The organism is Arenimonas sp. (assembly GCF_044353605.1).
GTDB lineage: Bacteria > Pseudomonadota > Gammaproteobacteria > Xanthomonadales > Xanthomonadaceae > Arenimonas.
On sequence record NZ_JBILBO010000001.1, the window covers coordinates 76,375 to 89,036 of the forward strand.

A 12,662-nucleotide genomic window follows, 5' to 3' on the forward strand; every position below is an offset into this window, starting at 1 on the left:
CCCATGCCATACGATATTTCCAAATTACCGGTCGATGCGGTCTGCATCCAGAACCTGCTGCCGCACCGTTATCCCTTCCTGCTGGTCGACCGCGTCACGGAGTTCGAACCGGACAAACGCATCCGCGCCCTCAAGAATGTGACCATCAACGAACCTTTCTTCAACGGCCATTTTCCGGGTGCGCCGGTGATGCCGGGCGTGTTGATTCTGGAAGCACTGGCCCAGGCCGGCGGACTTCTGACGCACCTGAGCCTGATGGAAGACGGCTGCACCGGCAAGGAAGGCAAGCTGTTCTATCTGGTCAAGATCGACAATGCCAAATTCTCGAAAATGGTGGTTCCCGGCGATCAACTCGAGCTGAACGTTGAACTCAAACGCAAGATCCGCAACATGGCGCTCTATCAGGGCGTTGCCTGTGTCGATGGCAAACAGGTCGCCTGTGCCGACATCCTCTGCGCAGAAGGTGACTCATGAGCATTCATGCAACAGCAATCATCGACCCCAGCGCACAACTGCATGCCAGTGTCATTATCGGCCCCTATTCCGTCATCGGCGCCGATGTCAGCATCGGCGAAGGCACCGAAATCGGTTCGCATTGCGTCATCACCGGACCGACCCGGATCGGCCGCAACAACAAGATCCATTCGCACGCAGCACTCGGCGGTGATCCGCAGGACAAGAAATTCGAGGGCGAGCGCGGTGAGCTGATCATCGGCGACAACAATACCATCCGCGAGTTCACCACATTCAACCGCGGCACCGGTGACGGCGGCGGCGTAACCCGGATCGGCGACAACAACTGGATCATGGCCTACGTGCATATCGCCCACGACTGCATCGTCGGCAACAACACCATTTTCGCCAACAATGCCTCGCTTGCGGGCCATGCCATCGTTGAAGACTGGGTGATCATGGCCGGTTTCTCGGGCGCGCACCAATTCTGCAAAATCGGCGCGCATGCCTTCGTGGGCATGGGCAGCCTGATCAGTGCCGATGTGCCGCCATTCGTGATGACCGGCATGCAATACGCCGAGCCGCGCAGCATCAATGCCGAAGGCCTCAAGCGCCGCGGCTTCAGCCCTGAGCGGATCAAGCAGATCAAATCCGCCTACCGCACCGTGTACATGTCCGGCAAGCCTCTGGCCGAAGCTAAAATCGAATTGCAGGCACTGGCACTTGAATCCGAGGATGTCCGGCAGATGCTCGATTTCATCGAGTCCAGCACCCGCGGCATCGTGCGCTAAAGCATCATGAAAATCGCGCTCATCGCCGGCGAAGAATCGGGCGACCTGCTCGCCGCTGAGCTGATGGCCGCGCTGAAAGCACACCAACCCGGAATCCAATTCATCGGCATGGGCGGCCCAAAAATGCAGGCCCAGGGCCTGGATACCTGGTTCGATTACAAAACCCTTTCGGTCATGGGTTTCATCGAAGTGCTCAAGCACCTTCCGGCGCTTTTGAAACTCCGCAAGAATCTACTCAAGCGCCTCGTCGCGGAAAAACCGGATCTGGTCATCGGCGTGGACGCCCCGGACTTCAACCTCGGGATTGAAAAATCCTGCAAACGCGCGGGCCTGCGCACCATGCATTTCGTCAGCCCTTCGGTCTGGGCCTGGCGCGAGAAGCGTGCAGCACGCATTGCCGAAAGTTGCGAGCAGGTCCTGTGTCTGTTTCCGATGGAACCGGCGATTTTCGCCAAATACGGCGTGGATGCACGATATGTCGGCCACCCCTTGGCCGATCGCATCGCCATGACGCCTGACCGCGAGGCTGCCCGCACGGCGCTGGCATTGCCCGATTGCCGGCAGCTGGCCATTCTGCCCGGCTCCCGGGTATCCGAAATCGACCGGCTGCTTCCGGTATTCCTGCAAGGCGCCGCGCTGCTGAAAGCGTCAATACCTGAGTTGCATTTTCTGATTCCGGCAGCGAACAGCCTGTGCCGGGACCGTATCGCGCATCATCTGCAATCCCACCCCTTGCCCGACACGCGCATTCTCGACGGCCATGCGCAGTCCGCCATGATTGCCGCCGAAGCCGTGCTGCTGGCCTCGGGTACGGCAGCCCTGGAGGCCATGCTGTGCAAACGGCCGATGGTCGTGGCCTATCGCATCTCAGCCATTACCTATTCCATGGTGAATGCCCTCGGTTTGATCAAAATTGAACGGTTCAGTCTACCTAATGTGCTTTCAGGGCAAGACCTCGTCCCCGAACTCATACAGGATCGATGCACACCGGAAGCAATAGCCAGTGAACTACAGACCTTGCTCGAAGCTAAAGACAACACGACCTTGATGGCTCACTTTGAACGCCTGCACAGGGATTTGCGCTGCGATGCCGGTGATGCCGCTGCTTCTGCGGTACTCGAGTTATTGGCCAAGCAATGAGTACCGCAGGCGTCGATGAAGCCGGACGCGGGCCTTTGGCCGGACCGGTGGTGTGTGCAGCCGTCATACTGCCGCCGGATGACGGACTGATCGGGCTTGATGATTCGAAAAAACTGGGTGAGGGCCGGCGCGAGCAACTGTTTGATGCCATCATCGCCATCGCCGAGTCCCATTGCATCCGCTTCATCGATGCGGCAACCATCGACCGTATGAACATCCTGCAGGCCACCCTGCATGGCATGCGCCTCGCGGTCCAGGGTTTGAGCCCGACTCCGGAACTGGCATTAATCGACGGCAACCGGCTTCCCGCCGACCTGCCCTGCCCAGCACGCGCACTGATCGGCGGAGACGGTCTTGAACGTTGCATCATGGCCGCGTCCGTTCTGGCCAAAGTCAGCCGGGACCGTTACCTTCGGGAACTCGATACCCGCTATCCGGCCTACGGCTTCGCCCGCCATAAAGGCTATCCAACCGCCGAACATCTGGCCGCGCTGCTGCGTCACGGCCCCTGCCCGGAACACCGCCGCAGTTATGGTCCGGTAAAACAGGCCAGCCTTTTTGCACCCGACTGAAACCACGTCGCTGGAACCGGGATTTAGCACCTGTCAACCCTTGTTATCGCCGGCCAGTCGGCTAAACTGAGCATTGGTTTCAGGCGTGCCCATGACCCCCACTTTCGTTCACTGCCATCTGCACAGCGAGTTCTCGCTGACAGACTCCACCATCCGTCTGCCGGAACTGGTTGCCCGCTGTGCCGACATGGGCATGCCGGCGGTGGCGGTCACCGACAACTGCAATTTTTTTGCCCTAGTCAAATTCTTCAAGGCCGCGGAAAGCGTCGGCATCAAACCCATCGCCGGCGCCGATCTGTTTCTCGACAACGGCCAGGCCGGCCACTACAGGATTACCGTACTGTGCCAAAACCAGGCCGGCTACCTGAGCCTGTCCAAACTAATTTCCAGGGCCTATCTGGAGGGCCATAACCGTGAAGTCCCTGTCATCGCCCAGGAATGGCTGTTTGCCAGAAACGAGGGGCTAATCCTGCTGCACGGCCGCCACAGCCCGCTCGCGCATCTGATGCAACAGGAACACAAACCGGAGAGCGCCGCACAGATCGCCGAATGGCTGAGCCTGTTCCCGCGCCGCCTGTATCTGGAAATCAGCCGACTCGGCTTGCCCGAGGAGGCCGCTTTCAATGCCCGTGCCATCGCGTTCGGCAATCGGCACCAATTGCCGCTGTTAGCCAGCAACGATGTACGCTTTCTGGATGCCGGCGATTACGAAGCACACGAAGCGCGGGTCTGCATATCCACCGGACGCGTATTGGATGACCCGAAACGTCCGAAACTGTACAGTCCTGAGCAGCATCTGAAATCCCCCGAGGAAATGGCGGCGCTGTTCGCCGACATTCCGGAGGCCTTGGCCAATAGTGTCGAATTGGCCAAGCGCTGCAATCTCGAACTGTCACTCGACACCTACTTCCTTCCTGATTTTCCTGTTCCGGAAGGCCATACCCTCGATAGCTGGATAAGCAAGGAGGCGCACGACGGTCTCGAGCGTCGATTGCAGGCGTTTCCGCTGGCTCCCGGGCATGATCATGCTGCCTACCTGGCACGCCTGGATTTGGAACTCGGCGTCATCAGTCGCATGGGGTTCCCCGGTTACTTCCTGATCGTGGCGGACTTCATCAACTGGGGGAAATCCCAGGGCATTCCGGTCGGACCGGGCCGTGGCTCCGGCGCCGGCTCGCTGGCGGCCTGGTCACTCGGCATCACCGATCTCGATCCGATGCGTTATGACCTGCTGTTCGAGCGCTTCCTCAATCCGGAACGCGTGTCGATGCCCGACTTCGACATCGACTTCTGCATGGACCGACGCGACGAAGTGATTGATTACGTCGCGCGCAAATACGGACGCGACAAAGTCAGCCAGATCATCACCTACGGCACCATGGCCGCCAAGGCGGTGGTGCGAGACTGCGGGCGGGCACTCGGCCTGCCCTACGGTTTCGTCGACTCCATTGCAAAGCTAATCCCGATGACGCTCGGCATCAGCCTGGATGACGCACTGGGTCTGTCTGATGCCGCCAAAAAGGATTCCTCGCTGGCATCGGCCGAACTGATTACGCGGTATCACAGTGAAGACGATGTCCGCGATCTGATCGATCTGGCGCGTAAGCTCGAAGATCTCACCCGCAATGCCGGCAAACACGCCGGTGGCGTCGTGATCGCCCCGACCCCGTTGACCGACTTCACCCCGCTGTACGCCGAACAGGTGCATGCCGGAGAAACCGCAACCGGCATCGTCACCCAATTCGACAAGGACGATGTCGAAGCGATCGGCCTGGTCAAATTCGACTTCCTCGGCCTGCGCACGCTGACCATCATCGATTGGGCGGTGAAGGCCATCAATGCCGAGCGCCACAACGATGGGCAGGATCCGATCGACATCCTGGCGATTCCGTTGGATGATGCCGACACCTACCGTCTGCTGTCCAAAGGCCTGACCACGGCGATATTCCAGTTCGAATCCCGCGGCATGAAGGATTACATCAAAAAACTCGAGCCCAGCACCTTCGAAGATCTGATTGCGCTGGCGGCGCTGTACCGGCCAGGTCCGCTCAACTCCGGCATGGTCGACGACTTCATCAACCGCCGGCACGGCCGCGCCGAAGTCAGTTATCCGCATGCCAATCTGGAAGCCATCCTGAAGCCGACCTACGGCGTCATCGTGTACCAGGAACAGGTGATGCAGATCGGCCAGGTCCTGGCCGGTTACTCACTCGGCGGCGCCGATCTGCTGCGCCGCGCCATGGGCAAGAAAAAACCGGAAGAAATGGCCAAGGAACGGGTCAAGTTCGAGCAGGGCGCCCATGACAACGGCATCAACGGGAAAGTGGCGGCCGGCATTTTCGACTTGATGGAGAAATTCGCCGAGTACGGTTTCAACAAATCGCACTCGGCCGCCTACGCGCTGGTCGCCTACCAGACCGCCTGGCTGAAAACGCATTATCCGGCACAGTTCATGGCCGCCACGCTGTCCTCGGACATGGACAACACCGATAAAGTGGTGAACTTCCTGCAGGACTGCAAGGCCTTCAGCATCGATGTGCTGCCGCCGGATGTGAATGCCTCGACCCACAAATTCAAAGCACTCGACCGGCACACCATCCGCTATGGCCTGGGCGCAGTCAAAGGGGTCGGCGAAGGCGCCTGTCTGGCCATCGCCCATGAGCGCGAAGCCAACGGCGCGTTCACCGATCTTCTCGATTTCTGCCGACGCGTGGATTCCAGTAAGCTCAATCGCCGCGTGCTGGAAGCCATGATTTACTCCGGCGCACTCGATAGCCTCGGTAGCAACCGGGCCTCGCTGGCGCTGCAGTTGCCGGAAGTGCTGAAGGCGACAGAACAGATGGCACGCGAAGCGCAATCCGGGCAGGTCTCGCTGTTCGGCGCCAGTCCAACGGTGAGCATCCAGATCGATTTGCCGACCATCACCGATTGGCCCCTCGAGGAGCGTTTGCGTCATGAACGCGATACCTTGGGCTTTTTCCTCAGTGGCCATCCGCTCGATCCGTGGCAGGCGGAGTTCAAGCAGCTGGGGCTGTGTCCGCTGTCGTCGCTGGAAAAAACCTGGCAGGAACGCAAGGACCGCCGCGGTGAAGCGCCGGTGGTGGTGGCAGGCCTGATCAGCCAGATGCGTAAGCGCGGCGACAACCAGGCCTTCGTATTGATCGAAGACCAGGTCACCGGACTGGAGTGCGCCTTCTTCAGCGAGGCCTATCAGGATTACTCCGCCCTGCTGACCCGCGACCGCATCGTGGTCATCGAAGGCACGGTACGCGAAGACAACTTCAACGGCGGCTTCTCGCTGCGCGCCAAACATTGCTGGGACTTCCAAACCCTGTTGTTGCAGTACAGCAAGGGCATCCAATGCCGACTCGACCTGTGCCATCCCGATTCCTGGCAGGCCTTGCAGGCCCTGCTGGCTTCATACCGGCCGGGCCAAACCCCCGTCCTTCTGCAGCTCAAAACCGCAAGCGCCGAAGGCCGTCTGCGCACACCGCCGGCACATTCGGTCCGCTGCGAAGCATCCCTGATTACCAAGTTGCGGGCGCTGGACGGCGTTGCCGAAGTGTCTCTGGCCCTGAACAAGCCATGGTCTGTCGGCAACGGCTTAGCCGGTGCGGCCTCGTAAGCTTCTGATAAAATACGTCGAACCGTCCGAGAACCGCCATGAACCCCAATTTCCTCGATTTCGAACAGCCGATTGCCGACCTGGAAGCCAAAATCCAGGAATTGCAACGCGCCAGCCAAGGCCCGGGCGTCAACATCGAGCTGGAAGTGGAAGGCCTGCAGGTCAAGCTGGAACAGCGCACGGCCGAGATTTTCAGCAAGCTCAGCCCTTGGCAGATCTCGCAGCTGTCGCGCCATCCGCAGCGCCCGTACAGCCTAGATTACTTCGAACTGATTTTCGATGAATTCCATGAGTTGGCCGGCGATCGCGCCTTTGCCGACGATGCCGCTATCGTGGCGGGATTGGCACGCCTGAACGGCCGTGCCTGCATGGTGATCGGCCAGCAGAAAGGGCGAGACACCAAGAGCAAGGTCAAACGCAATTTCGGCATGCCGCGGCCTGAAGGCTACCGCAAGGCCCTGCGTCTGATGAAAATGGCGGAGCGCTTCGGCCTGCCCCTGTTCACCTTCATCGACACCCCTGGCGCCTATCCCGGCATCGGTGCCGAAGAACGCGGCCAGTCGGAAGCCATCGCCCGCAATCTGCTGGAAATGGCCGAACTGAAAATTCCGGTGATCTGCACGGTCATCGGCGAAGGCGGCTCCGGCGGCGCGCTCGCCATCGGCGTGGGCGATGCCACTTTCATTCTGCAGTACAGCACCTATTCGGTGATTTCGCCGGAAGGCTGCGCGTCCATTCTCTGGAAAAGCGCCAGCAAGGCCGAAGAAGCGGCGCAGGCTCTGGGTCTTACGGCAGAGCGCCTGCTGGAACACAAGCTGGTCGATAAAATCATTCCCGAACCGCTCGGCGGCGCCCATCGCAATCCGGCCGCCATGGCGGAAACCCTGAAAGCGGCGATCTGGGATGAGTTGCAGCATCTGGAATCGCTGTCCCTCGAGACCCTGCTCGACCGCCGCTATCAGCGACTGCGGGCTTACGGCGCGTACGACGTCGCTTGACCGAACACCTGCCCGGCTCCCTCTGCGCGCCGCCCTCAGCCAATGTCTGGGCCGGCTTCAGCGGGGGGCTGGATTCCACGGTTTTGCTGCACGGGCTGAAACAGCATCTGCCGAATGCTTGCACGCTAGAGGCCATCCACATCCATCACGGCTTGAATCCGGCGGCCGACGCTTGGGCGGATCATTGTCAATCGGTCTGCGATGGGCTCGGCATCGCCCTGCACGTCGAACGCGTCCGGATTGAAGATCAAAGCCGCAACATCGAAGCACAGGCCCGCGCAGCGCGCTATGCCGCGTTTGCGCGCCACGTGGCGCCTGGCGAGACGTTGGCGCTGGCGCACCATGCCGATGATGTGGCCGAAACCCTTTTATTGCGCTTGATGCGCGGTTCCGGCACCGAAGCCCTGGGCAACATGAAGGCGCATTCCCGACATGGCGAAATGCAGGTCTGGCGGCCGTTGCTCACGCTGCACCGTGCCGAATTGCAGGCTTATGCCGAGGCCAACGCGCTGACGTGGATCGAGGATGCCAGCAATGCCGATACCGGGTTCGATCGCAACTTCCTGCGCAGCGAAGTCCTGCCGCTGCTGGAATCCCGCTTTCCCAATGCCACCGCCCGGCTGGCCCGCAGCGCGGCATTGCTGCAGGCCGATGCCGCATTGCTACAGCCGGTGATCGCGGACCAGCTTGCCCGCTGCACTGGCCCGAACGGCCTGCTGTTGGCCATGCTGATGGCGCAGCCGCCGGAACTGCAGGCGCATCTGCTGCGCGCCTGGTTGCACGGCAACGGAAAGCTTGCGCCCGGGGGAGAAGCCCTGCATGAATTTCTGCGTCAGTTGAGGATGCATGCCAGCGACGATGACACGCGTTTGGATGGCCCGGATTATGCCGTGCAACTCTGGAACGACACATTGATGCTGTGCGCCAGAGCGGCAACGCAATCCAAAGACAGCGCTTTGGATGTCCTTTGGGACGGCCAAGACGCTTTGCCGCTACCGCGTGGTGGCGTGTTGGCGTGGCAGGGCGAAGCGCCCACGCCGGTGCGCGTGCGCTACCGGCACGGCGGCGAGCGCATCCGCCTGCCCGGCCAGGCCATGCACCACAGCGTCAAGAAACTGCTGAGCACGCGCGTGCCGCCCTGGCAGCGCGCGGCCCTGCCCTTTGTTTATAATGAGCACGATGAACTGCTGGCCGTCGGCGACGTACTGGTTTCCGCGCAGTTGGACGATCTTTCACGCCGGCAAGGCACCCGCCTGCACTGGCACAGCGATAGCGAGTAAGCCATGAGCAAAACCCCGAAAGTCCCAGAAGCCTCACCGGTCGCCGCCTTTGAAAAGTCATTGGAAGAACTCGAACAGGTGGTTTCGGCCATGGAGCGTGGCGAACAGAGCCTGGATGAATCGCTGGCGGCCTATGAGCGCGGCATCGCCTTGTATCGGCAGTGCCAGAGCGCGCTCGAACAGGCCGAACAACGCGTCAGCATGGTCAACAACGCCGCCAACCCCGAACAGCAGACACCGTTCCGCGAAACTGATGCCGACTGAGCACGAACGCATCGAGCGCGTTCTGGACGGCGTCTTGCCGCCGGAAAGCCTTGCTCCGCAACGCCTGCACCGCGCCATGCGGCACGCCACGCTCGATGGCGGCAAACGCCTGCGTGCACGCTTGGTGTACGCCACCGGCCGACTGTTCGGACTGAGCATGACTCAACTCGATTCAGCCGCAGCGGCCGTCGAGATGATTCACGCCTATTCGCTGATTCACGATGATCTGCCGGCCATGGACGATGATGCCCTGCGCCGCGGCAAACCGACCGTGCATATCGCCTTCGATGAAGCCACCGCCATTCTGGCCGGCGATGCACTGCAAGCTTTGGCCTACGAAACCCTGGCGCGCGCCGAGTGGCCGGATGCCGCCAAGCTGGCCGCTTTGCAGGAACTCATAAGCGCCTCCGGTTCGCGCGGCATGTGCGGCGGTCAGCAGCTCGACATGGACGCCGGCGGAATAACACTCACCTTGGAAGATCTGCAGAATGTGCATGCACTGAAAACCGGAGCGCTGATCAAGGCCGCCATTCGCCTGCCGGCGATTGTTGCCGACGCCGACAGTGATGCGCGTGCTGCCTTGGACGCCTTCGCCGACGATCTGGGCTTGGCCTTCCAGATTCAAGACGACATCCTCGATGTGGAAGCCAGCACCGAACAACTGGGCAAATCGGCCGGCAAAGACGCGGCGCAGGCCAAAGCCACCTACCCAGCCCTGCTCGGTCTGGACGGCGCCAAAACCCTGCTTTCCGAACTGGCTGAACGCATGCCACAGCACCTGTCCGAATTCGGCGAGCGCGCCGAGGCCCTGAGCGCACTGGCGGCCTTTGCCGTGGCGCGAAGGAATTAGGCCAGCCTCCTATTGACAAGCACGATTAACTTTATGTATAGTTTATTTAACACTGAGTTAAATTAAACCTACCTAAGGAGTGTGCAATGCCGTACCGTGAAAAAGTGGCCTGGTTGTCCTTGCTGTCGATGCTGGCGGTATTTATTCCCTACTTCACCTGGTCTTCGATGCACCCGCCCGGCCCGGAAATTCCCAATCTCAAACAAATGGCCTTGTATGCCGTGACCTCCCTGTCGTGGGCGGCGATTCTGGGCATCGGCCACTTGCTGCTGCGCCGCAGCGCGCCCGGCGAAGCCAAACTACCAATGGACGAGCGCGACACCACCATCGCCCATAAAGCCCGCGGTTACGCTTACGGCGTGTTGATTACCGGCATGATTGTGGTTGGCGGTTTCATGCCGTTCACCAATGCCGGCTGGGAAATCGCCAATACCGCGTTCTTCATGATCGTGCTGGCCGAAGCCGTGTTCTCGATCAGTATCATCCGTGCTTACCGCAGGCAACACGCGTGAGCGGGGTGATCCGCAATAAAATCCGCACGCTGCGCTTCATGCAGGGCGAGATGTCGCAGGCTGAACTCGGCCTGCGCATCGGCTTGACCCGGCAGACCGTGGCCGCGATCGAGGCGGGCAAATACGCGCCCTCGTTGGAAGCCGCGTTCCGCATCGCCGATGTGTTCGGCGTGCCGCTGGCCGAGGTGTTCGAATGGGATGCTAACGCGCAGGAGTGATTGGCAAAACCGGACACGGATATTATCCTAGGCGCCTCTTCATTGCTGAGCTGTATTGCATGCGCCTCATCGTTTTTGCCGGATTGACCGCTGTTTCGCTCGCCTCTCCGCTTCTGGCCAAAAGCGTGCACCCGCGTAGCCTGAAGCCGGTGGAAAACGGCGCCCGCTATCAATTAAGCGAACCCTATGTGTTCGTGGAAAAAGCCGCGACCTTCATTCTGGCCGCCGGCATTTACACCGTGGTGCAGCGCGATTCCAACGCACAGTATCTGCTGCGCAACGATAAATGCCTGCATGTGTATATCGTGCCGCCGAAGAATCCGGCCGCTGCCGGTTCGGCGGATTGGGAATGCGGCATTTACCTGCCGCACAAGGCCGAGAAAGGCGCGGCTTTTTTCCGCATCCGCCCAAAGCAGGATCAGGACCCGGACTACGGCCTGCTGATTGATGCGATCATCCGCGACGGCTACGGCCGTTATGACTTTCCGACCTCGCGCCATGACGATGCCGAACTGCGCCGCCGGTTGCAACCGGTGGAAACGCTTTAATCGTAAACAGCGTAAGGGCGATTCATGAATCGCCCCTACATTTCCGGGGATGGAATTTAATCGGCCGAATCGTTGCCGGCCACGGTCATCCGGCCAATCAGCAGCGATCCGACCTGCACGTGCGAGCGGGTGTCGACGTCGTCACCGATGGCTTCGATGGCCGGCAGCATCTGCGCCAGATTGCCGGCGATGGTCAGCTCATCGACCGCATACTGGATTTCCCCGTTCTCGATCCAGAACCCGGCCGCGCCGCGTGAGTAATCGCCGGTCAGGGTATTCACGCCCTGCCCCATCAGTTCAGTGACCAACAGCCCGGTGCCCATGGCCTTGATCAGACTCTTCAGATCGCCGGCATTGGCGCTGACTTTGAGGTTATGCACGCCGCCGGCATTGCCGGTGGATTGCAGGCCGAGCTTGCGCGCGGAATAACTGCCGAGCAGATAGCGCTGGATGACACCGCCGGACACGATGGCACTGGCCGTGGTGGCCACACCTTCGGCATCGAAATAGGCGGAGCGGAAACCGCGCGCGATGTGCGGGTTTTCGTACAGGTCCAACCATTCCGGAAAAATGCGGCGACCGATGGAATCCTGCAGGAAGCTGGCCTGCCGGTACAGATTGCCGCCGGACACCGCACCGAGGAAAGAGCCAATCAGACCACGCGCCAGTTCCGGCGCGAACAAGACCGGATACTGCCCGGTTTTCACCGAACGCGGATTCAGCCTTGCAGCGGTGCGTTCGGCCGCTTTCAGGCCGATGGCGCGGGCCGGATCCAGACCCTCGAACTGCAGTGCGGTGGAATACCAGTAATCGCGCTGCATGGATTGCTCCTTGCCGGCGATCAGCGAACAGCTGAGCGAATAATGCGTGCTGCGTTCGGCGCCAAAGAAACCGTGCGAGTTGGCATACACCGCGGTGCTGCGGCCGCTGTTGAAGCCAGCGCCATCGGAATTGCTGATGCCCGGTGCATGCAAACCCGCGGCCTCGCATTCCAGCGCCAGCGCAATGCCCTGCTCGGCGCTCAGTTCGCGCGGATGCCACAGATCGAAATCCATCGGCGCACCGGCCAAACGTTCGGCATCGGCCAAGCCGGACGCGGCATCGGCTTCGGTGTAACGCGCGATGGCGCAGGCCTGGGCCACGGTTTCGCGCAGCGATTCGGGGCGCAGATCGGCGGTGCTGGCGGTGCCCTTGCGCTGGTTCACATAAACAGTAACTGCCACGCCCTGGTCGTTGGTGCGCTCGACGGTTTCCACCTCGCCCAGACGGACATTGGCGGCGAAGCCGGTGTCCTGCGACAGCGAGACCTCGGCCTGATCGGCACCGCTTTGGCGGCAGAGGCTCAGGACCTGCTCGGCCAGGGTGTACAATGGCTGGGCATAATCGGGATCGGTGGGCATGGTGTTCATGG

The 12,662-nt window shown here is 60.9% G+C and carries 13 protein-coding genes; 12 read left to right on the forward strand and 1 reads right to left on the reverse strand.

Features of this window, described 5'->3' with window-relative positions; all coding sequences use genetic code 11:
* Positions 1-3 precede the first annotated feature (3 nt).
* From fabZ to ACIQ1A_RS00425, 12 genes are all read left to right on the forward strand, one after another.
* Positions 4-474, forward strand: coding sequence for a 3-hydroxyacyl-ACP dehydratase FabZ (gene fabZ / locus ACIQ1A_RS00370; RefSeq protein WP_395769097.1), 471 nt, complete (start codon positions 4-6; stop codon positions 472-474).
* Positions 471-1,244, forward strand: a complete 774-nt coding sequence (lpxA, locus tag ACIQ1A_RS00375) for an acyl-ACP--UDP-N-acetylglucosamine O-acyltransferase (RefSeq protein ID WP_395769098.1) — start codon at positions 471-473, stop codon at positions 1,242-1,244. Before fabZ ends, lpxA begins: the two co-directional genes overlap by 4 nt.
* Positions 1,245-1,250: 6 nt before the next feature.
* Entirely contained in the window at positions 1,251-2,384 is a 1,134-nt protein-coding gene (gene lpxB / locus ACIQ1A_RS00380) for a lipid-A-disaccharide synthase (RefSeq protein ID WP_395769099.1), read from the forward strand.
* The gene (locus tag ACIQ1A_RS00385) at positions 2,381-2,956 is read left to right on the forward strand and encodes a ribonuclease HII (RefSeq protein WP_395769100.1); all 576 of its coding nucleotides are present in this window, start codon (positions 2,381-2,383) and stop codon (positions 2,954-2,956) included. The genes lpxB and ACIQ1A_RS00385 overlap by 4 nt, the downstream gene beginning before the upstream one ends.
* Before the next feature lie 91 nt (positions 2,957-3,047).
* Positions 3,048-6,581, forward strand: coding sequence for a DNA polymerase III subunit alpha (gene dnaE / locus ACIQ1A_RS00390; RefSeq protein WP_395769101.1), 3,534 nt, complete (start codon positions 3,048-3,050; stop codon positions 6,579-6,581).
* A gap of 38 nt (positions 6,582-6,619) precedes the next feature.
* On the forward strand, positions 6,620-7,579 hold the full coding sequence (locus tag ACIQ1A_RS00395) for an acetyl-CoA carboxylase carboxyltransferase subunit alpha (protein WP_395769102.1): 960 nt from the start codon (positions 6,620-6,622) through the stop codon (positions 7,577-7,579).
* Positions 7,576-8,859 (forward strand): tRNA lysidine(34) synthetase TilS, encoded by a 1,284-nt coding sequence (gene tilS, locus ACIQ1A_RS00400; protein ID WP_395769103.1) that lies wholly within the window; start codon positions 7,576-7,578, stop codon positions 8,857-8,859. The genes ACIQ1A_RS00395 and tilS overlap by 4 nt, the downstream gene beginning before the upstream one ends.
* A gap of 3 nt (positions 8,860-8,862) precedes the next feature.
* Complete coding sequence (locus ACIQ1A_RS00405) at positions 8,863-9,123, forward strand: exodeoxyribonuclease VII small subunit (protein ID WP_395769104.1); 261 nt, start codon at positions 8,863-8,865, stop codon at positions 9,121-9,123.
* Positions 9,113-9,973 (forward strand): polyprenyl synthetase family protein, encoded by an 861-nt coding sequence (locus tag ACIQ1A_RS00410; RefSeq protein WP_395769105.1) that lies wholly within the window; start codon positions 9,113-9,115, stop codon positions 9,971-9,973. The genes ACIQ1A_RS00405 and ACIQ1A_RS00410 overlap by 11 nt, the downstream gene beginning before the upstream one ends.
* Before the next feature lie 86 nt (positions 9,974-10,059).
* Positions 10,060-10,485, forward strand: a complete 426-nt coding sequence (locus ACIQ1A_RS00415; protein ID WP_395769106.1) for a hypothetical protein — start codon at positions 10,060-10,062, stop codon at positions 10,483-10,485.
* A gap of 5 nt (positions 10,486-10,490) precedes the next feature.
* The gene (locus ACIQ1A_RS00420) at positions 10,491-10,703 is read left to right on the forward strand and encodes a helix-turn-helix transcriptional regulator (protein ID WP_395769107.1); all 213 of its coding nucleotides are present in this window, start codon (positions 10,491-10,493) and stop codon (positions 10,701-10,703) included.
* A gap of 59 nt (positions 10,704-10,762) precedes the next feature.
* A complete protein-coding gene (locus ACIQ1A_RS00425) occupies positions 10,763-11,251 on the forward strand; it encodes a hypothetical protein (RefSeq protein WP_395769108.1) in 489 nt (162 codons plus the stop codon).
* 56 nt (positions 11,252-11,307) lie between these two features.
* On the opposite strand, the gene pmbA is transcribed toward ACIQ1A_RS00425, so the two are convergent.
* On the reverse strand, positions 11,308-12,660 hold the full coding sequence (pmbA, locus tag ACIQ1A_RS00430; protein ID WP_395769109.1) for a metalloprotease PmbA: 1,353 nt from the start codon (positions 12,658-12,660) through the stop codon (positions 11,308-11,310).
* Between the last annotated feature and the right edge of the window lie 2 nt (positions 12,661-12,662).